We start from the raw sequence: 19,620 nt of genomic DNA, 5'->3' as shown, positions 1-19,620 counted from the left end.
TGCGAGATGTAATCGATTACACAAGTGGGGGGCGGATGAACAGGGGCAACACGTCGGGTTGGTTGACGATTCCACTCTTGCTGGGCGCGCTGGTGCTGGCGTCCTGCAAACAGGCCGAGGAACCCAAGGTGGCCGAAAAGAAGGCACCGGTGAAGGTAATCCTGATCGAGGCGCAGTTGCCGCCCAAGCCGGTCAAGCCGCCGCTCCCGCCGCTGTTTTCGGACATCGAACGCCGCACCTTCCAGTTCTTCTGGGACACTACCAACGAGCTCAATGGATTGGCTCCGGACCGGTTTCCGTCGCGTCCGTTCGCCAGCATCGCCTCGGTCGGGTTTGCGCTGACTGCGTATCCGATCGGCATCGAAAACGGCTGGGTCAGCCGCAATCAGGCAATCGACCGCACCTTGACCACACTGAAATTCTTCCGCGATGCGCCGATGGGGCCGCAGCGGACCGGTAGGGCTGGCTACAAGGGCTTCTACTATCACTTTCTGGATATGCAGCAGGGAAACCGTTACGACAGCTGGGTTGAGCTGTCGAGCGTGGACACCGCGCTGCTGATGATGGGCGTGTTGTTCACCCAGTCGTATTACGACGGCGACGACCCGCGCGAAAAGGAAATCCGCCAGATCGCCGACACGCTGTACAAGCGCGTGGACTGGCGCTGGCTGCAACAGCGTGCGCCACTGATCTCGATGGGCTGGTTCCCGGAGAGTGGCTTCATCGACCATGACTGGATGGGCTACAACGAGGCGATGATGCTGTACATCCTCGCGCTGGGCTCGCCCACCCACGGAGTCGACCCGGAAGCGTGGACCAGCTGGACCCGCACCTACAACAACGACTGGGGCGTCTACCAGGGCCAGGAATACCTGTCCTTCGGGCCACTGTTCGGCCACCAATACAGCCATGTCTGGATCGACTTCCGCGATATCCAGGACCAGTACATGCGCGAGCGCGGTATCGACTATTTCCTCAACAGCCGTCGCGCCACCCTGGCGCAGCGCGACTACGCCATCGACAACCCGATGAAGTGGAAGGACTACGGCGAGAACGTCTGGGGCCTGACCGCCGGCGACGGCCCGCAGAACACCAGCCAGGAATACCGCGGCGAGCAGCGCCAATTCCGGCACTACTCCTCGCGCGGCGCGGGCCTGCGCGAGAACTTCGACGACGGCACCATCGCCCCGACCGCAGCAATCTCCTCGATCGTGTTCGCCCCGGAAGTGGTGATCCCGGCCACCGAGGAAATGCACAAGCGCTATGGCGACTTCCTGTATTCCAGCTATGGCTTTCTGGATTCATTCAACCCCAGCTTCAACTACGACATCCCGCTCAAGACCGGGCGCATGGTGCCGGACCGTGGCTGGGTGGCCAGCGATTACATCGCCATCGATCAGGGCCCGATCCTCGCAATGATCGCCAACTACCAGAACGAATTCGTCTGGACGGTGATGAAGAAGAATCCCTACATCCGCGCCGGTCTGGAACGCGCCGGCTTCACCGGAGGCTGGCTCACGCCCGAAGGTGAGCCGCAGCCGTTGCCGCAAAAGGATGAGCAAAAAGCCGCTGCACGCTCGCTGGGCATGGCCGAGTCGCGTGCCGCCGCTGCCCAGGCCCAGCAAGACCCGTCGCAACGCCAAAACTCCACGCAACGCCCCAAACCCGAGTAATCCGTGCGCCTTTTGAAACTGTTGATGTTGGCCGCCGCCCTGTGTGCAGGCGCGGCGGGATGTGACCGCTCCGACCCCGCCAAGACCACCGTGCGCTTCTGGGCCATGGGCAAGGAGGCCGAAGTGGTGGCCGAGCTCGTGGCCGATTTCGAGAAGCAGAACCCGGACATCCGGGTCGATGTGCAGAACATCCCGATGACCGCGGCACACGAAAAACTGCTGACCGCGTTCGCCGCCGATGGCTTGCCGGACGTGTGCCAGCTCGGCAATACCTGGCTGCCGGAATTCGCCTTGCTGGACACGCTGGAGCCGATGCAGCCGTACGTGGCGCGCTCGACCATCGTCGACCCGGCCGATTATTTCCCCGGCGTCTGGGATACCAACATGGTCGATGGCACCCTGTACGGGGTGCCGTGGTATGTGGACACCCGGCTGCTGTTCTACCGCAAGGATCTATTGCGCGAGGCCGGCTATAGCGAAATGCCCAAGACCTGGGCCGAGATGGAGCAGGTGATGGCCGCGATCAAGCGCAAGGTCGGCCCCGACCGTTACGCCATCTTGATGCCGCTCAACGAGTTCGAGCAGCAGCTGTCCTTCGCGCTGCAGCAGGACGACCGCTTGCTGCGCGACCACGATAATTACGGCAACTTCCGCGGTGAAGGCTTCCGCAAGGCGCTGGCGTTCTACGACGGCATGTACCAGAAGGGCTGGGCGCCGAAGGTGTCCGAAACCCAGGTGTCCAACGTCTGGTACGAATTCTTCAACGGCTATTACGCCTTCTACCTGTCCGGGCCCTGGAACGTGCGCGAGTTCAAGCTGCGCCAGCCACCGGGCATGGAAGGCAAGTGGGGCACTGCGGCGTTACCCGGCCCCAATGGCTTAGGCGCCGGCATCGCCGGTGGCTCCAGCCTGGTGATCTTCAAGTCCTCGCAACACAAGGAGGCCAGCTGGAAGTTGATCGAATACCTGTCCCAGCCCACGGTGCAGGCGCGCTTCCACGCCATCATCGGCGACCTTCCGCCGCGACGTAGTACCTGGAAGCTGCCGTCGTTGGCCAACGACGAACTGGCGCATGCCTTCGGCGACCAGCTGGAGCGGGTCAAGGCCACGCCCAAGGTGTTGGAGTGGGAGCGCATCGTGCAGGAAATGCGCCTGGTGACCGAGCGCGTGGTGCGTGGCGGTCAATCGCACGAGGCTGCGGTGCAGGAACTGGATAAACGCGTGGACGAGATTCTTGCCAAACGGCGCTGGATCTTTGCGCAGGAAGGCGGGCATGTGGGCCCGGCTGGTGAGTCGGGTGCGCCGCTCGATGCGCCTGCACCCGCCACGGTGAGCGGCAAGGGAGCGGCACAATGATGAAACGCAATTCCGTCGCTGGCTGGGTGTTCGCCGCGCCGTCGATCATGGTGCTTGGCATGTTTTTCGGCGTGCCCGTGTTCGCTGCGCTGGTGCTCAGTGTCACCGACTTCGACCTGTATGCGCTGGCCGATAGCAGCCACTTGCGCTTCGTCGGCCTGGGCAATTACATCGAGCTGCTGCAAACGCCGCTGTTCTGGAAGTCGTTGTGGAATACCACCTACTTCGTGTTGCTGGGCGTGCCGATGTCGATCGGTGTGTCGCTCGGTGCGGCCTTGCTGCTCAATGCGAAAGCCTCGCGGTTCAAGGCATTGTTCCGCACGGCACTGTTCGCACCGGTGGTGACCACGCTGGTGGCGGTGGCGGTGATCTGGCGCTACCTGTTCCATATCAAATATGGCCTGGTCAACTTCGGGCTGAGCCATCTCGGCATCGCCCCGATCGACTGGCTGGGTGACCCGCGCTGGGCGATGCCCACCATCATGCTGTTCGCGGTGTGGAAGAACTTCGGCTACAACATGGTGATCTTCCTGGCAGGCCTGCAGGCGATTCCGCAAGACCTCTACGAAGCTGCACGCATCGATGGCGCCTCACGCTGGAAGCAGTTCCTGCACATCACCCTGCCGATGCTCGGCCCGGTGCTGATGGTGGTCGGGGTGATCACCATCTCCGGCTACTTCCAGCTGTTCGCCGAACCGTACGTGATGACCCGCGGCGACCCACTGCAGAGCACTGTCAGCGTGCTGTATTTCATGTTCGAAGAAGGCTTCAAATGGTGGAACCTCGGCCGCGCGTCGGCGGTGGCGTTCCTGTTGTTCCTGATCATCCTGGCAGTGACCACCGTCATGCTGCGCTTTGGCCGCAAGAAGGACCTGATATGAGTCGTGATGTCGGCGAATCGCGGTGGAATGCCGTGCTGATCAACGGCGGTTTGCTGGTGCTGGCCTTGATCAGCCTGGCGCCGTTGCTGTGGATGCTGTCGGTGTCGTTCATGCCCACCGGCGAGGCCAGCCGCTTCCCGCCGCCGATGCTGCCGTCGGCGTTCACCCTGGCCAACTATCACGAGCTGTTCGCGCGCACCGGCATGGCGCGCAACTTCGCCAACAGCCTGCTGGTGTCCGGGCTGATCACGCTCGGTTCGTTGCTGATCAACACGATGGCCGGCTATGCCTTCGCCAAGCTGCAGTTCGTCGGCCGCGAGCGCATCTTCAAGATCCTGATGGCGGCGTTGGTGATCCCGGCGCAGGTCGCGATGCTGCCGCTATTCCTGTTGATGAAGCAGTTGCATCTGGTCAACAACATCGGCGGGGTGGTGGTGCCGGCGCTGGCCACGGTGTTTGGCATCTTCCTGGTCCGTCAGTACGCGCGCAGCATTCCCGATGAGTTGATCGAAGCCGCACGCATCGATGGCGCCAGCGAGATGCGGATCTTCTTCCAGATCGTGTTGCCGATGCTCAAGCCGGTGCTGGTCACCCTGACCATCTTCACCTTCATGGGCTCGTGGAACGACTTCATGTGGCCGCTGATCGTGCTGACCGACCAGGAGCAATACACCTTGCCGGTGGCGCTGGCGGCGCTGTCGCGCGAGCACATCATGGACGTGGAACTGATGATGGCCGGTGCGGTGGTGACAGTGATTCCGGTGCTGCTATTGTTCCTGGCGCTGCAGCGTTACTACATCCAAGGTCTTCTGCTGGGGAGTGTGAAGGGGTGAAACCGGTGTTCCTGCGACTGTGTGCCATGGCCGCTTTCGTCACGTCTGCGGGCGCGGCGCAGGCGCAGGAGCGCGTGCTCGACGGCTTCAACGATATCGGCGCCTGGCGCCTGGTGGTGTCCAACCAGGTCAGCGGCTCGCTGCGGCCGGTGGCAACGTCCTCCGGTGGACACGCGCTGTGCCTGGATTACAACTTCAATGGCGTCTCCGGTTACGTCGGCATCCGCCGTGCGCTGCCGCTTGAGTATCCCGAGAACTACCGCATCGGGTTTTCGCTGCGTGGCGAATCGCCGTCCAACGATCTGCAGCTCAAGCTGATCGATGCCAGCGGCGACAACGTATGGTGGGTCAACCGGCCGGGTTTCAATGTCCCGAAGAACTGGACCACCTTCAACTACCGCAAGCGCAACATCGAAAAGGCCTGGGGCCCCGGTGCGGACAAGCAACTGCGCAGCAGCGCGGATGTCGAGTTCACCATCTACAACAAGGTCGGCGGCAAGGGCACAGTGTGCTTCGACCGCCTGACGCTCACGCCGCTGCCGCCGGAGGACACCTCGCCGTTGAAGGCCGAGGCGATCACCGATACCGCGCCTGCACTGGAACAACGCCTGGCCGACGGCAAGCCGGAGACCTTCTGGCTCAGTGGCGCGGTCAAGCAACAGACCGTCACGCTGGATCTGGGCAAGGTGCGCGAATTTGGCGGCGCGGTGGTGCAGTGGGTGCCCGGCCTGCAGGCATCGCACTACGCGGTGCGTGCATCGGCCGATGGCCGCAGTTGGCGGGATCTGCGCACCGTCACTGCCGGTGCGGGCGGCACTGACTGGCTGGCGTTGCCCGATACCGAAGCCCGCTATTTGCGTTTCGACCTGAAAGATGGCCCGAACTGGCGCTACGGCATTAAAGAGGTACAGCTGCAAGCGCTGGCGTTTGCGGCAACGCCTAACGATTTCATCAAGTCGCTGGCCGGCCAGCTGCCGCGTGGCAGTTATCCACGGGGGTTTTCCGGCGAGCAGCCGTACTGGACCATCCTCGGCCTGGACGGCGGCACCGAGCAGGGCCTGATCGGCGAAGACGGTGCAGTGGAGGTGGGCAAGGGCGGTTTCAGCATCGAGCCGTTCGTGGTCACCGGCGGCAAGGTGCTGCACTGGTCCGATGTCAGCAGCGAGCAGAGCCTGCAGGACGATTACCTGCCCATCCCCAGCGTCGACTGGCATCACGACCTGATGAATCTGCGCGTCACCGCGTTCGTGCAGGGCACACCCGATCAGGCGCAATTGGTCGCGCGCTATCAGCTGCACAACACCGGCAAGGAGACGCGCGATTTCACCCTGGCCCTGGCGGTGCGCCCGTTCCAGGTCAACCCGCCGGCGCAGTTTCTCAATACCTTGGGCGGCGTCAGCCGTATCGAACAACTGGCGGTGGACGGCAGCCAGGTCAGCGTCAACGGCAAGCCGCGCGTGTTTGCCGCCCAGCGGCCCGACGCGGGCTTCGCCAGCGCCTTCGACAGTGGCATGGATGTCAGCCATCTCACTGCTGCCACGCCGCCCACCGTCACTCAGGTCAAGGACGAAACCGGCCTGGCTTCGGGCGTGCTGTTGTATCGCTGGAAGCTGGAGCCCGGCCAGAAACGCGAGGTGGCATTGGTGATCCCCCAGACCGGCGCGGCGCAACTGCCCGCCGGCTTCGATGCCGACAAAGCCCAGCAGCAGGTGGCCCAGCAATGGCGCGGCAAGCTCGATCGCGTGCGCATCAACGTGCCGGCCGAAGGCAAGCCGGTGGTCGATACGCTGCGCACCGCGTTGGCGCACATGCTGATCTCGCGCATCGGCCCGCGCCTGCAGCCGGGCACGCGCTCGTATTCGCGTAGCTGGATCCGCGACGGCGCGATGATTTCCGAAGGCCTGCTGCGGCTCGGCCGCGAAGACGTGGTGCGCGACTACGTGGATTGGTTCGCGCCTTATCAATTTGCCGACGGCATGGTGCCGTGCTGCGTGGATGACCGCGGCAGCGACCCGGTGCCGGAAAACGACAGCCATGGCGAGCTGATCTACAACATCGCGGAGTACTACCGCTATACCGGCGACAGGCCTTTCCTGGAAAAGATGTGGCCGCATGTCGCCGGCGCGTTCGATTACATGGAAAAGCTGCGCGCCAGCGAGCGCACCGAAGACAACTTCATGCGCAGCCCGGCCTTCTACGGAATGATGCCGGTATCGATCAGCCACGAAGGCTATTCGGCCAAGCCGGTGCATTCGTACTGGGATAACTTCTGGGCGCTGCGCGGTTACAAGGATGCCACCCTGCTGGCCGGTGCGCTCGACAAGCCGGAGGATGTCGCCCGTTTCAGCGCTGCACGCGACGAATTCAGTGGCGATCTGATCGCCTCGCTGGGTGCGGCAGTGCGCGAGCACAAGATCGATTTCCTGCCCGGCTCGGCCGAGCTCGGCGATTTCGATGCGACCTCGACCACCATCGCGCTGACGCCGGGCGGCGAGCAGCAGCGCCTGCCGCAGGACCTGCTGACCAACACCTTCGAGCGCTATTGGAAAGAGTTCTCCGACCGCCGCGACGGCAAACGCGAGTGGAAGGACTACACTCCATACGAATGGCGCAATGTCGCCGCGTTCGTGCGGTTGGGCTGGCGCGAGCGCGCCTGGGATGCGACGGCATTCTTCTTCAAGGATCGCGCACCGCAGCCCTGGAATCAGTGGGCCGAAGTGGTTTCGCGTACGCCGCGTACTCCTTTCTTCGTCGGCGACCTGCCGCATGCCTGGGTGGCGTCGGATTTCGTCCGCTCGGTGCTCGACATGTTTGCCTACACCCGTGAATTCGACCAAAGCATCGTGATCGCCGCCGGCACGCCGACACGCTGGTTCGAAGGTAAAGGCATCGGCATCGCCGAGTTGCGCACCCCGTACGGCCGCCTTAACTACACCTTGCAGCGCACCGAAAAACAGCTGTCGCTGCAGCTGCAGCCCGGCCTGCTGATGCCGCCTGGTGGTGTGGTGTTCGTCTGGCCGTATCAGGGCGAACCTGGCAAAGCCAGCGTCAACGGTGAAACCGTGGACTGGCAGAACGGTGAACTGCGGATCCAGCAGATGCCGGCCACCGTGCAGATCGATGTTCCCAGTGCAGTGCGGCGGGCCGAGCGCGCCACGCAATGATGGTGATGCCTTGGCTGGTACGGGCAGGGCAACAATGGCGGCGCGCTGGCCTGTGTGCGGCCGTTGTCGTACTGGTTCTATGCTGCGCGCAAGCGCAGGCAGGACGGCTGCGTCAGACAGAGCCAGCCGCCGCCGTGCAGTCCAAGCAAGGCGACTTCACGGCCGTCAGTGATCCAGCAGGGAAGGCAGCGCCGGCTCCGTCTGCACGCGAGCTGACGTTGGTCACGCTCAACCTGCATCATGACCGCGAAGACTGGCCGTCCCGCCGCACCTATATCGCCAAGGAGCTCAAGCAACTGGCGCCAGATGTGATTGCCCTGCAAGAGGTCATCGAACGGCGGGGCAGCGTGGAAAACCAAGCCACTTGGTTGGCGCGCAAACTGGGATACGAGGTGATCTTTGCCTCGGCAGATCCTGTCGGTGCTCCCAAGCGCTACGGCAATGCGTTACTGAGCCGGGGCAAGGTGCTGGCGCGCCATGCGCGCCTGCTGCAACCGCTGGACGACTACCGCGTTGCCGCGCACCTGCAGGTGGATGTGGACGGCCAGCCGGTCAATGTCTACGTCACCCACCTCAACGAACGCGCCGATGCGCGTGGCACTGCAACGCGCACGCGCCAGATCGGCGACCTGCTGGACTTCATCGCCTCCACCAGCGTGCAGGCGCCGGTAGTGATCGCCGGCGATTTCAATACCGCTGCCGATGCGCTGGATCTGGAGGCGCTACGCAGGGGCTATGGCGACAGCTATGGCAGCGTGCACCGCAACAGCGATGCCACCGTCAGCACCTTGAATCTGCATGTCTTCGACAAGCCGGCACGGATCGACCACGTGTTCTTCCAGCAAAACCGCCTGCTCGCCCGCGAAGCCCGCATCCTGTTCGATACGCCTTACGCCGAAGGCCGTTGGGCATCGGATCACTACGGTGTGTGGGTACGCTTGCAACTCGCGCCGGATCAGCCAGCCGCTCCGTAACACCAACCGCATAGAAACGCACCCGGGCGCGACTGGCATGACCGGTAACGCCCATCGCCCAAGGTGCACTCCTACAAGGCGTAGAGACACCGCCTTTCGTTGACGGGCTCAATCAACCATGCAGGCGATTGAAGATCTGCACGCCGGCCAGCCACACCCCGGCCATGCTGCCGAAGTTGGTCAGCAAGAACGTCAGCACCACCCGCGACACACGATTGCGGTACCAGCCGCGCAGGGTCTGCGCATCGTCGCGCAGCGACAGGAAATCTCCATAAGCCGGCTTGCGCATGTGCACCTCGACCAGCGCCGCGAAGGCGCCGGTCGGCACGCTCAGGCGGAACGGCTTGAACGGGGCCACCACCGCCGCGGTCAGAATGCTCAACGGGTGGCTGCCGGCCAGCAGACAGCCCAGTGCGGCCAGCCCGCCGGTGTACATCGCCCACTGCAGCAACAGGTCGGCGCCCATGCTCAGACCCCCGCGCCAGAAGCCGATGCCGATGCCGGTAATGATCACCGCCAGAATGCCCAACGTGATCCAGGGCACGCGCTTGCGCTGATGCACGTATTCCAGCGACTCGCGCAGCGGGCCGGGAGCCTCGGTGTCCTGTTCCAAGTGTCGCGCCAGCCCGGCCAGATGGCCGGCGCCCACAACCGCCAACACCTCGCGCTGGCCGCCGTTGGCTTCCTCGCGTAGGCGCGTGGCCATGTAGCGATCGCGCTCGGCAATCACCGTCTCGTAAAGCTCCGGGCTCTCGCTGGCAAAATCGCCGAAGCTCGCTTCCAGCATGTCGCCTTGTTTGAGCTTTTCGATCTCCTCTTCGCCCACTTCGTCGGCGGCGAACAGGCCACCCAGTAGACCACCAGCCAGTTTCATCTTGCCGAAGAATCCCAGCCGCCCGGATGCACGCTTGAAGGTCAGCCCGACCTCGCGATCGATCAGGTGCACCGGTAGACCCTGCGCCCGCGCAAGATTCACCGCTTCCTTCAACTCGGCGCCGGGCTCGATGCCGAGCTGCTTGGCCAGCCGGCGCTGATAGGCAGCCAACGCCAGATTGGCGGCAAACAGCGCCACGCGCCCCTTGCGGATCACCTGCACCAGATCCAGGCGGGCGAGGGCATCGGGGTCGCTCAGCGCCTGCAGGCGTTGCGTATCCAGCTCCACCGCCACCGCGTCGTAGCGGCCGCTGCCAATCGCTCGCTGCACAGCGGCAACGCTTGCCAGCGAGACGTGCGCGGTGCCGAGCAGGGTGTAGCGCACGCCATCGCGTTCGACGATGCGGTGCGGCTGGCCGGACAGCGCATCGTCCAGAACGTTGGGGGTCTGCTCAGTCATGAGGTCATTCATCAGAAGGAGGGGCGGTGTTACCGGAGCCGAGTTGGCGTTGCATCTGCACGCCGTCCAACCAGCGACCCTGTTTGCGGCCGATACCGGTGAACACTCCGACCGTGCGAAATCCAAAACGTTCATGCAGCCGCAGCGATGCCTGATTGCTGGCATCGCCGATCACCGCAATCATCTGCCGATCACCGCGCTGCTCGCAGCGTGCGATCAGCTCGCCCAACAGCGCCTTGCCAATCCCACGGCCCTGCATGTCGGCGGCAAGATAGATCGAATTTTCCACTGTCCAGCGGTAGCCTGCACGCGCGCGATAGGCGCTTGCATAGGCGTAGCCGACAACCGCGCCGGCATGTTCTGCCACTAGATACGGATAGCCGGCATCCACGATCGCGCGCATGCGCGCATACATTTCCGCGCTCGATGGCGCGGTGTATTCGTAAGTGTTGAACCCGGCAATCTGCTCCGCATAAATCGCGGTGATTGCCGGGATGTCCGCCTCGCGGACTGCACGCAGCTCGACAGGCATGCGTCAGTCGATGTAACGCTTGAGCAAGTCGCCATACGCATCGATGCGACGGTCGCGCAGGAACGGCCAGATGCGGCGCACGTGCTCGCTGCGCTGCAGATCGACATCGCAGATCAGCACGGTCGGGTCCTGGCCGGCTTCGGCGATGAACTCGCCCTGCGGTCCCAACACATGGCTGTTGCCCCAGAACTGGATGCCGGATGCGCCCAGCGGCGAAGGTTCATGGCCGACGCGGTTGCACGACAGCACCGGCACGCCATTGGCGACCGCATGCCCGCGATGGCTGAGAATCCACGCATCGCGCTGACGTTCCTGTTCGGGTTGCTGATCGTCCGGGTCCCAGCCGATTGCGGTGGGGTAGAGCAGCAGCTCCGCACCGGCCAGCGCCATCAACCGCGCCGCTTCCGGATACCACTGGTCCCAGCACACCAGCACGCCGAGGCGGCCAACCGAAGTATCGATCGGCGTAAAACCCAGATCGCCGGGCGTGAAATAGAACTTTTCGTAGAAGCCCGGGTCGTCGGGGATGTGCATCTTGCGGTACTTGCCGAGCAGGCGGCCGTCGGTTTCGAACACGACCGCGGTGTTGTGATACAGGCCGGCGGCGCGACGCTCGAACAACGAAGCGACCAGCACCACGCCGTGCTGCCTGGCGAGCGCACTCAGGCGTTCGGTGCTCGGGCCGGGAATCGGCTCGGCCAGATTGAATTCGTCCACCGACTCGTGCTGACAAAAATACGCGCCGTTATGCAGCTCCTGCAGCAGGACCAGCTTGGCGCCCTGTGCGGCGGCTTCGGCCACGCGCGATTCGATGATGGCCAGGTTGGCCTCGGCGTCGCCGTGGTTGCGCTCTTGAATCAGCGCGACGGAAAGAACGTGACGGGACATGGCATCTCATCCTGCAAAGGTGCGCACTAAGGTAGCGCGCCATGGCATAACACCGGCCTGCCGGCCGGAACAAGAACCGACGCGCTGCGTGCGCAGCCGCGTCGAACGCAACGTTTAGGCGGCGAGCAGGCCGGCCGGCAACTGCATGGTCAGGCAATGCAGGCTGCCGTTCTGCCAGATCAGCGCACGGCACGGAACCGGCACGATTTCGTGCTGCGGAAACGCTTCGGCCAGTACTTCCTGCGCGGTCACATCGGCCGCATCGCCGTACGCCGGCATCAGTACTGCGCCATTGACGATCAGGAAGTTGGCATACGACGCCGCGAGGCGGCGGCCCTGATCCAGGATCGGCTCGGCCCACGGCAGCACGAACAGGCGGTACGGCCGCCCGTCGGCGGTGCGCAGCGCTGCCAGTTCGTTGCCCATTGCCTGCAACTCGGCGTAATGCGAATCGCCCTGCACATCGCAGCCCTGATAGACGATTGCATCCGGCCCGGCAAAACGGGCCAACGTATCGATGTGCGCGTCGGTGTCGTCGCCTTCGAGGTAGCCATGGTCCAGCCACAGCACCCGATCCTGCGACAGCCACGCAGCAAGATCGCTGCTCAAAGACTCGCGGGTGCGCTGCGGGTGACGTTCGTGCAGGCAGGTCCAGGTTGTCAGCAAGGTGCCGGCGCCATCGGTCTCGATCGCACCGCCTTCCAATGCGAAATCCACCGTCTGCACCGAGGCGGGCACGAACACCTGCGCCGCATCCAGCGAGCTCACCAATTGGTCGTCCAGGCTGGCCTCGAACTTGCCGCCCCAGCCGGTAAAGCGGAAATCCATCAAGCGGAATTCATCATCCTGCTGGCGCAGCGTGATCGGGCCGGAATCGCGCAGCCAGGTGTCGTTGTAGGCGGCGATGACAAAACGCACGCGCGTCATGTCCACCCGCGCCGAACGTAGTCGCGCCTCGGCATAGATCTGCAGATCGTCATCGGCCGCGCAGATGACCACTGGCTCGAAGCGGCAGATCGCCGTGACCAGCGCGATGTAGGTCTCCTCCACATCGGCCAGGCGCTCGGCCCAGTCGGTACCGGCATGCGGCCAGGCAAGCAACACGGCGGATTGGGGTTCCCATTCGGCGGGAAAGCGAAGACGGTCGGTCATGCGAAGCAATACTCACCTTGGTGTCCGGGCAGCGACCCGGACGTTCATCGATACCCCGCACGCGCGTGCAGGCTCTTGCGAGCCTGGCGCATGTTGCTGTGCCAGGCGTGGATGCAGATTCGCAGCAACGCATGTCCGTGCTGACGAACCCGCGAAAGTGATGCGAACGTTGGGCTGGACGTGCGGCGAGCGATGTCTGCCCGTTTGGCCGGGATAACGCAGCGGATTACCTGATCGGCGGCTTCGGCCCGATCTCGTTGGCGTCGGCCTGATTGGCCACCACGTCGATCACTTTGCTCTTTTCGAAGTACACCGTGAATGCCGGATACACCCAGCGATGGATCGTCGGCCACTGGCGTTTTTGGCCACCGCGGGGGTCAAGCTTTTCCTGCGGCGCACCGTAGCGGCTTTCGACCTGGCTCATGCTGTCGCCGCGCAACGGCAGGGCGGCGGCAGGCTTTTGCTGCACACGATCGACCAGCAGCGTTTCGGCCGATGCGACGGCACTGATCCCCATCAGCGCGATCGTCAGCATGATCGGCGGCATCACAAACAAACGGTTGCGCATGTCATCTACTCCCCAGTGGACAAGATTCGGATGGTGATTACAGCAAAAAACCAGGACAAACGCCGGTGCCATGCATATCAGTCGGGCGGCTGCGCCAATATGTGGCTGCAGACCGCTTCTCGGCGCGCCAAGGACGGCAGCGCATCAGGCGTCGGCCAAGAAAAAACCGCCCGGAGGCGGCTTTCTCGGGTCTTGCACGCGCAACAAATGCTTAGCGCTGACGCGCCTTGAAACGCGGGTTCGACTTGCAGATCACGAAGACCTTGCCGCGGCGGCGGACCACCTTGCAGTCGCGGTGACGGGTCTTCGCAGACTTCAGGGAGGACAGGACTTTCATGGCACACCTCGGCGTAAACGGTTGGATTCGATGGAAGAGTGCCCGCAATCGAGGCTGCACCCGGAATTAAGCCGGCAATTCTAACCGGCTTTTCGTCGTGCTTTCAAGTGGTTGCATCGGAATCGCTGCGAGCGGCGCTACACTACCGATTGATGACCCTCCGGAAACCTGAATGACCGACCTTTCACCCGTCCTCACCATCGATGGTCCCTCCGGCGCCGGCAAGGGTACCGTCAGTCGCATCGTGGCTGCCCGGCTGGGCTGGCACTACCTCGATTCGGGCGCGCTGTACCGCGCGGTGGGGGTTGCGGCGAGCTGGGCCGATCTGGATGTCTCCGATCCGGCCGCGTTGGTCCGCTGCACTTTCGATACCAAGGTCGAGTTCGACGACGCTGGCGAAGCCGGCCTGCGGGTGCTGGTCAATGGGGTGGACGCCACCGGTGAGTTGCGCCTGGAAACCACTGGCGCCCTGGCCTCGGCGATTGCTGCGATTCCCGAGGTGCGCAGCGCGCTCAAGGAGCGCCAACGCGCATTCAGGCGCGCCCCGGGCCTGGTCGCCGACGGGCGCGACATGGGGACCGTGATCTTCCCGGATGCCGCATTTAAGGTTTTCCTGACCGCCAGTGCCGAAGAACGTGCGGGCCGTCGCCATAAACAGTTGATGGAAAAGGGTGTTTCGGTTATCTTTGACGACCTGCTGCGCGAGATCATGGCCCGAGATGCCAGGGATGCCCAGCGGGTGGTGGCGCCATTGCGGCCGGCCGAAGACGCCGTGCTGATCGATACCAGCGGAATCGGGATCGAGGATGTCGTCCAGCGTGTGGTTGGGGTGTTGTCCGCCCGCACGTCGTCGTAAGCGTTCCGCAAGCGGGCAGGTCCCGCCGACCGTAAGGCGTTTCAAAGCTCCGTCGCGCATCCTGCGTGGCGGTTCTACTACTTCTAAACCGACTCGTTGTTGGGGTCGACCAACAGGCTGGGCGGTCCGTCTCTGTCGCAACCGACGACCGGCGCCCGTGTGTTCAACTGAGTAAAATTCAAATGACAGAATCTTTTGCTGAACTGTTCGAAGCCAGTCAAGCCAATCTGGCGAAGCTGAAGCCGGGCTCGATCGTCACCGGTACCGTCGTGGAAGTCCGCGGCGACGTGGTGGTGATCAATGCTGGCCTGAAGTCAGAAGGCATCGTGCCGATCGAGCAGTTCCGTAACGACGCTGGCGAGATCGATGTGGGTGTGGGCGACCAGGTCAAGGTTGCGCTGGACTCCATCGAAAACGGCTTCGGCGAGACCGTGTTGTCGCGCGAGAAAGCCAAGCGCGCGATGGTGTGGGACGAGCTGGAAGAAGCGTTGGAAAAGAACGAAACCATCACCGGCCGCATCAGCGGCAAGGTCAAGGGTGGTTTCACCGTGGACATCAAGGATGTTCGCGCGTTCCTGCCTGGTTCGCTGGTGGATGTGCGCCCGGTGCGCGACCCGGCCTACCTGGAAGGCAAGGAACTCGAGTTCAAGCTGATCAAGCTGGACCGCAAGCGCAACAACGTGGTGGTCTCGCGTCGTGCCGTGGTCGAGAGCGAGCATTCGGAAGAGCGCGAGCAGCTGATGGACAAGCTGCAGGAAGGCGCGATTCTGAAGGGTGTCGTCAAGAACCTGACCGATTACGGCGCGTTCGTGGACCTGGGCGGCATCGACGGCCTGCTGCACATCACCGACATGGCCTGGAAGCGCGTGCGCCATCCGTCCGAAGTCGTGAACGTCGGCGACGAGCTGGACGTGCGTGTGCTGAAGTTCGATCGCGAGCGTAACCGCGTCAGCCTCGGCCTGAAGCAGCTGGGCGAAGATCCGTGGGACAACATCGCGCGTCGTTACCCGGCCAACAGCCGCGTGTTCGGCAAGGTCTCCAACGTCACCGATTACGGCGCATTCGTCGAAATCGAGCCGGGCGTCGAAGGTCTGGTGCACGTCTCCGAGATGGATTGGACCAACAAGAACGTCAATCCGTCCAAGGTTGTGCAGGTTGGTGACGAAGTCGAAGTGATGGTGCTGGACGTGGACGAGGAGCGTCGCCGCATCTCGTTGGGCATGAAGCAGGTCGCCGCCAATCCGTGGGAAACCTTCGCTGCCACGCACAAGAAGAACGACAAGGTGTCCGGTCAGATCAAGTCGATCACCGACTTCGGCATCTTCATCGGTCTGGACGGCGGCATCGACGGTCTGGTGCACCTGTCCGACATCAGCTGGAACACCACCGGCGAAGATGTCGTGCGCAACTACAAGAAGGGCGACACGCTGGAAGCCGTCGTGCTGGCAGTGGACCCGGAACGCGAGCGCATTAGCCTGGGCGTCAAGCAGCTGGAGCAGGACCCGTTCGGTCAGTACATGGCGTCCAACCCGAAGGGTTCGAAGGTCGAAGGCGTTGTGCGTGAAGTGGATGCCAAGGGCGCCACGATCGACCTGGCCGATGGCATCGAAGGTTATGTGGCTGCACGCGACATCGCCAACGAGCGCGTCGACGATGCGACCCAGCACCTGAAGGTCGGCGACAAGATCGAAGCCAAGTTCGTGGGCATGGACCGTAAGGGCCGCACCCTGCAGCTGTCGATCAGGGCCAAGGACGATGCCGAAATGCGCGAAACGCTGGAGGATTACCAGTCTTCCTCCGCAGCGTCGGGCGGTATGACTCAGCTGGGTGCGCTGCTGCGTGCACAGTTGAACAACAACAAGTCCGAGTAAGCGCGTAGCGCTCGCAAGAGTGTGATGGATCGGCCCGGGCTTGCCCGGGCCGGTTCCGATGTGTCAGTCGAAAAAAGCAAGTCTTCCCATGACCAAGTCCGAATTGATTGAAATCCTGGCGCGACGCCAAGCGCATCTGAAGTCGGACGACGTGGATCTGGCGGTGAAGTCACTGCTGGAAATGATGGGGCAGGCGCTCTCCGATGGTGATCGGATCGAAATCCGCGGGTTCGGCAGTTTTTCGCTGCATTACCGTCCGCCACGCCTGGGCCGTAATCCCAAGACGGGCGAATCGGTGGCGTTGCCGGGCAAGCATGTGCCGCATTTCAAGCCAGGCAAGGAATTGCGTGAGCGTGTCAGCTCCGTGGTCCCGGTCGATATGGCCGATACCGCAGACTGATCACGGCTCTACCGCTGCGTTTATGTCGGCTCGGTTAAGCTAGGCGCCTTCCCGACGGAGTCGCGCGATGAAGGTGTTTCGCTTGCTGGTGATGTTGGCTTTCCTGTTGGTCGGCCTGATTATCGGTGCGGTCAATTCCCAGGACATCACTCTCGATTTCCTGTTTTCCAGTGTGCACACGAGTTCCGGGGTGGCGATCATCGTCGCGCTGCTGGTCGGTGTGTTGATCGGTGCCGGCATGGTGCTGGTCAGTGTGGTCATTCCCCTCTATTCCAAGCTGCGTCAGGCCAACAAGGCTGCTGCGGTCAGCCGCGCCGACGCCAGGCCCATCACGCCTGCCGCAGTCGAGCCGCGCCCTCTCGATGGACTCTAAGCACGTATGGACTTCCTGACCGAGTGGTTCTGGTTTTTCCTGTTTTTACCGCTGGCGGCACTCAGTGGATGGATCGTCGGCCGCCGTGGTGGTCAGCGCCATGGCGATACCCAGGTCAGCCGACTGTCCAGCACCTATTTCCGTGGTCTGAACTACCTGCTCAACGAGCAGCCGGACAAGGCGATCGAGCTGTTTCTGCATATTGCCGAGCTGGATAAGGAAACCTTCGAGACGCAGGTCGCGCTAGGCCATTTGTTCCGCCGCCGCGGCGAAGTCGATCGTGCCATCCGCCTGCATCAAGGCCTGGTGCAGCGCGCTGACCTGACCGACCAGCAGCGGGTCCAGGCCTTGCTGGCGCTGGGCGAGGACTATATGAAGTCCGGCCTGCTGGATCGCGCCGAAACGGTCTTTACCGAGCTTGCGCAACTGGATCAGCGTGCGCCGCAGGCGTTGCGTCATTTGATCGGCATTTACCAGGCAGAGCGCGACTGGGAAAAGGCGATCGACAATGCCACCTGTTACGAAGAAGTCACCGGCGAGCCGATGGGCAAGCTGATCTCGCAATTCGAATGCGAGCTGGCCGATCGATACCGCGGCCTGGGCAAGGCTGATGAAGCCTTGCAGGCGATCGCGCGGGCGTATCAGGCCGACGGTACGTCGGTGCGCGCCGGCATTCTGGAGGGGCGCATCGAAGCCGAGCGCGGCCACGACGAAGCCGCCGTGCGCGCCTTCGAGCGCGCCGCACGTCACGACCCGGAGTACCTGCCGGAAATCATTCCTGCCTTGATGGCCGCCTATCGGCGGGTTGGCGATATTGCTGGCGCTCGTAATTTCCTGTCGGAGATGACCGAGCACTATCGCGGTATCGCACCGGTGCTGGCGCTGACCCAGTTGATGGAAGCGCAGGACGGGGTGGCGCCCGCGTTGGCCTATCTCGGTCGTCAGCTCAAGGATCGGCCATCGGTGCGCGGCGAGTCGGCGCTCATCGACCTGACGCTTGCCGAAGGCAGCGACCCGGTCGGCACCTTGAACGATCTCAAGCACATCACCGACCAGCTGTTGGTGCGTAACCCCAGCTACCGTTGCACCCGATGCGGGTTCGGCGCAAAGACCCACCATTGGCAATGCCCGAGCTGCAAGGAGTGGGGCACCGTCAAGCCGCTGTTGAACTACGCGGTGGTCTAAGGCGTGTCTGTGTCTTCTCGGCAAGCTGTAGTGAGTCCAATCGACGCCAGCATGGCGCGTCCTGGCAGGGTGTATCGGCGTCGATCACACTGCGTCGTGGGTCACAGGCCCGCAGCTGAGCAGGCACAGTCGGGATCGGTAGGCCGTGATCTCCCCACGGAGTTCGTGCTCAGCCGGGCAGGCTTGCCGCCGTGTTTCTTTTCGTTACTTGCGTCGAGCATGCGTCAATCGTGCGGTCGGGGTTTCCAGAACGGTGATCCGTGTTGATGTCTCAGATCTGGCTCTGGTGCGCCTTGCATGTGTTCGTGGCGGCGCTTGGGACGTGGCTGCTGCGACGTTACGCCTTGCATCGTCGTCTGCTCGATCAACCCGGCGAGCGACGCAGCCATGTGGTCGCCACCCCGCGCGGTGGAGGCATGGCGATTGTTGCAGCGATCTTGCTGGGGTGCAGCGCCGCTAGCCTGCTTTGGCCCGAGGCGCGCGTGGTTGTCGGCTGGTTCGCAATCGGCTTGATTCTGGTGGCGGGTGTGGGTTGGTGGGACGACCATCGACCTTTATCGGCCAGACTACGGTTTGCGATTCATCTGGCTGCCTCGGCATCACTGGGATCGTTGGTCATCTATTGCACAGGCGACGTAACAGATGGCGTTCTCAGCGCGGTCGCGTCAGTGGTGTTGATCAACGTCTGGAATTTCATGGATGGCATCAACGGCCTGGCCGCGAGTCAAGCCGCGCTGGCCGCACTGGCATTCGCTGCGGTAGTTCCGGCGGGCTGGTCCTTGGCCGGTCTAGCGGTGGCGGCAGCATGTTTGGGGTTTCTTCCGTTCAATTTTCCGCGCGCGCGAATCTTCCTTGGCGATGGCGGCAGCGGTGCGCTGGGCTACGTGCTGGCTGCGTTGCTTGCATTGAGCGTGACGGGCGGGCAGCTAAGCTGGTGGATCGCCTGGATGCCGTTGACCGCATTCCTTGTGGACGCCGGCTTCACGCTCGTGTTTCGCATGTTTGCCGGACAGCGTTGGTGGGAACCTCACGCCCAGCATGTCTACCAGCGTCTGGCACGCCAACTTGAGACGCACGTTCCGGTAACTGCTGTTTATTTCGCTTTCAGCCTCACTGCAGTCTGCTTATACGTGTTAACTCGTCATGATGTGTTGGGTCAGCAAGTCTGGGCCGGAGTGGTTTGGGGCCTGGGCGCTAGTGCCAGCTGGTATTTTCTGCGCGATGGATTGCGCAATTCCTGAGTA

Annotated in this window: 18 protein-coding genes; 12 read left to right on the top strand and 6 right to left on the bottom strand. The window is 63.1% G+C overall.

The features are described from left to right. Positions 1-35 precede the first annotated feature (35 nt). The 6 genes from BJD12_RS02585 to BJD12_RS02560 are packed head-to-tail and all read left to right on the top strand — an operon-like array spanning position 36 to position 8,881. Positions 36-1,673 (top strand): glucoamylase family protein, encoded by a 1,638-nt coding sequence (locus BJD12_RS02585; protein ID WP_039420272.1) that lies wholly within the window; start codon positions 36-38, stop codon positions 1,671-1,673. A 3-nt stretch (positions 1,674-1,676) separates the two neighbouring features. Continuing rightward, positions 1,677-3,029 (top strand): sugar ABC transporter substrate-binding protein, encoded by a 1,353-nt coding sequence (locus tag BJD12_RS02580; protein ID WP_039420270.1) that lies wholly within the window; start codon positions 1,677-1,679, stop codon positions 3,027-3,029. Continuing rightward, positions 3,026-3,910, top strand: coding sequence for a carbohydrate ABC transporter permease (locus BJD12_RS02575; RefSeq protein WP_074052444.1), 885 nt, complete (start codon positions 3,026-3,028; stop codon positions 3,908-3,910). Before BJD12_RS02580 ends, BJD12_RS02575 begins: the two co-directional genes overlap by 4 nt. After that, the gene (locus tag BJD12_RS02570; protein WP_005992271.1) at positions 3,907-4,743 is read left to right on the top strand and encodes a carbohydrate ABC transporter permease; all 837 of its coding nucleotides are present in this window, start codon (positions 3,907-3,909) and stop codon (positions 4,741-4,743) included. Before BJD12_RS02575 ends, BJD12_RS02570 begins: the two co-directional genes overlap by 4 nt. A 26-nt stretch (positions 4,744-4,769) precedes the next feature. Beyond that, positions 4,770-7,907 carry a discoidin domain-containing protein gene (locus BJD12_RS02565; RefSeq protein ID WP_005992272.1) on the top strand — a complete coding sequence of 1,046 codons (3,138 nt, stop codon included), beginning with the start codon at positions 4,770-4,772 and terminating at the stop codon, positions 7,905-7,907. A 5-nt stretch (positions 7,908-7,912) separates the two neighbouring features. After that, complete coding sequence (locus BJD12_RS02560) at positions 7,913-8,881, top strand: endonuclease/exonuclease/phosphatase family protein (RefSeq protein ID WP_058563980.1); 969 nt, start codon at positions 7,913-7,915, stop codon at positions 8,879-8,881. A 112-nt stretch (positions 8,882-8,993) separates the two neighbouring features. Here BJD12_RS02560 and BJD12_RS02555 read toward each other — a convergent pair whose 3' ends face one another. The 6 genes from BJD12_RS02555 to ykgO all read right to left on the bottom strand — a co-directional run bounded on the left by BJD12_RS02555 (position 8,994) and on the right by ykgO (position 13,691). After that, positions 8,994-10,214, bottom strand: coding sequence for a TraB/GumN family protein (locus tag BJD12_RS02555; RefSeq protein WP_172797185.1), 1,221 nt, complete (start codon positions 10,212-10,214; stop codon positions 8,994-8,996). A gap of 4 nt (positions 10,215-10,218) precedes the next feature. Further along, positions 10,219-10,746, bottom strand: coding sequence for a GNAT family N-acetyltransferase (locus tag BJD12_RS02550; RefSeq protein ID WP_005992277.1), 528 nt, complete (start codon positions 10,744-10,746; stop codon positions 10,219-10,221). A 3-nt stretch (positions 10,747-10,749) separates the two neighbouring features. Next, positions 10,750-11,634, bottom strand: coding sequence for a carbon-nitrogen hydrolase (locus BJD12_RS02545; RefSeq protein ID WP_005992279.1), 885 nt, complete (start codon positions 11,632-11,634; stop codon positions 10,750-10,752). Positions 11,635-11,748: 114 nt separating this feature from the next. Further along, positions 11,749-12,786, bottom strand: a complete 1,038-nt coding sequence (locus BJD12_RS02540) for an agmatine deiminase family protein (protein ID WP_005992281.1) — start codon at positions 12,784-12,786, stop codon at positions 11,749-11,751. Between the two features lie 226 nt (positions 12,787-13,012). Then, on the bottom strand, positions 13,013-13,354 hold the full coding sequence (locus tag BJD12_RS02535; protein WP_005992283.1) for a hypothetical protein: 342 nt from the start codon (positions 13,352-13,354) through the stop codon (positions 13,013-13,015). A 211-nt stretch (positions 13,355-13,565) separates the two neighbouring features. Beyond that, positions 13,566-13,691 (bottom strand): type B 50S ribosomal protein L36, encoded by a 126-nt coding sequence (gene ykgO, locus BJD12_RS02530; protein WP_005913193.1) that lies wholly within the window; start codon positions 13,689-13,691, stop codon positions 13,566-13,568. A 172-nt stretch (positions 13,692-13,863) separates the two neighbouring features. Between ykgO and cmk the strand changes: the two genes are divergently transcribed. The 6 genes from cmk (at position 13,864) to BJD12_RS02500 (ending at position 19,617) form a co-directional block, all read left to right on the top strand. Then, the gene (gene cmk / locus BJD12_RS02525) at positions 13,864-14,547 is read left to right on the top strand and encodes a (d)CMP kinase (protein ID WP_005992285.1); all 684 of its coding nucleotides are present in this window, start codon (positions 13,864-13,866) and stop codon (positions 14,545-14,547) included. 182 nt (positions 14,548-14,729) lie between these two features. Beyond that, the gene (gene rpsA, locus BJD12_RS02520) at positions 14,730-16,418 is read left to right on the top strand and encodes a 30S ribosomal protein S1 (protein ID WP_005992287.1); all 1,689 of its coding nucleotides are present in this window, start codon (positions 14,730-14,732) and stop codon (positions 16,416-16,418) included. 88 nt (positions 16,419-16,506) lie between these two features. Next, the gene (locus BJD12_RS02515; RefSeq protein WP_005992288.1) at positions 16,507-16,818 is read left to right on the top strand and encodes an integration host factor subunit beta; all 312 of its coding nucleotides are present in this window, start codon (positions 16,507-16,509) and stop codon (positions 16,816-16,818) included. 67 nt (positions 16,819-16,885) lie between these two features. Then, positions 16,886-17,191 carry a lipopolysaccharide assembly protein LapA domain-containing protein gene (locus tag BJD12_RS02510; RefSeq protein ID WP_005992290.1) on the top strand — a complete coding sequence of 102 codons (306 nt, stop codon included), beginning with the start codon at positions 16,886-16,888 and terminating at the stop codon, positions 17,189-17,191. A 6-nt stretch (positions 17,192-17,197) separates the two neighbouring features. Further along, on the top strand, positions 17,198-18,376 hold the full coding sequence (gene lapB, locus BJD12_RS02505) for a lipopolysaccharide assembly protein LapB (protein ID WP_005992293.1): 1,179 nt from the start codon (positions 17,198-17,200) through the stop codon (positions 18,374-18,376). A gap of 266 nt (positions 18,377-18,642) precedes the next feature. Then, positions 18,643-19,617, top strand: a complete 975-nt coding sequence (locus BJD12_RS02500) for an MraY family glycosyltransferase (RefSeq protein ID WP_005992294.1) — start codon at positions 18,643-18,645, stop codon at positions 19,615-19,617. The last annotated feature ends 3 nt before the right edge of the window (positions 19,618-19,620 follow it).

It is taken from the genome of Xanthomonas vesicatoria ATCC 35937 (assembly GCF_001908725.1).
Taxonomy (GTDB): Bacteria; Pseudomonadota; Gammaproteobacteria; order Xanthomonadales; family Xanthomonadaceae; genus Xanthomonas; species Xanthomonas vesicatoria.
Note: the sequence above shows the minus strand (reverse complement) of the source record. Positions and strands in the feature narration are given on the sequence as shown.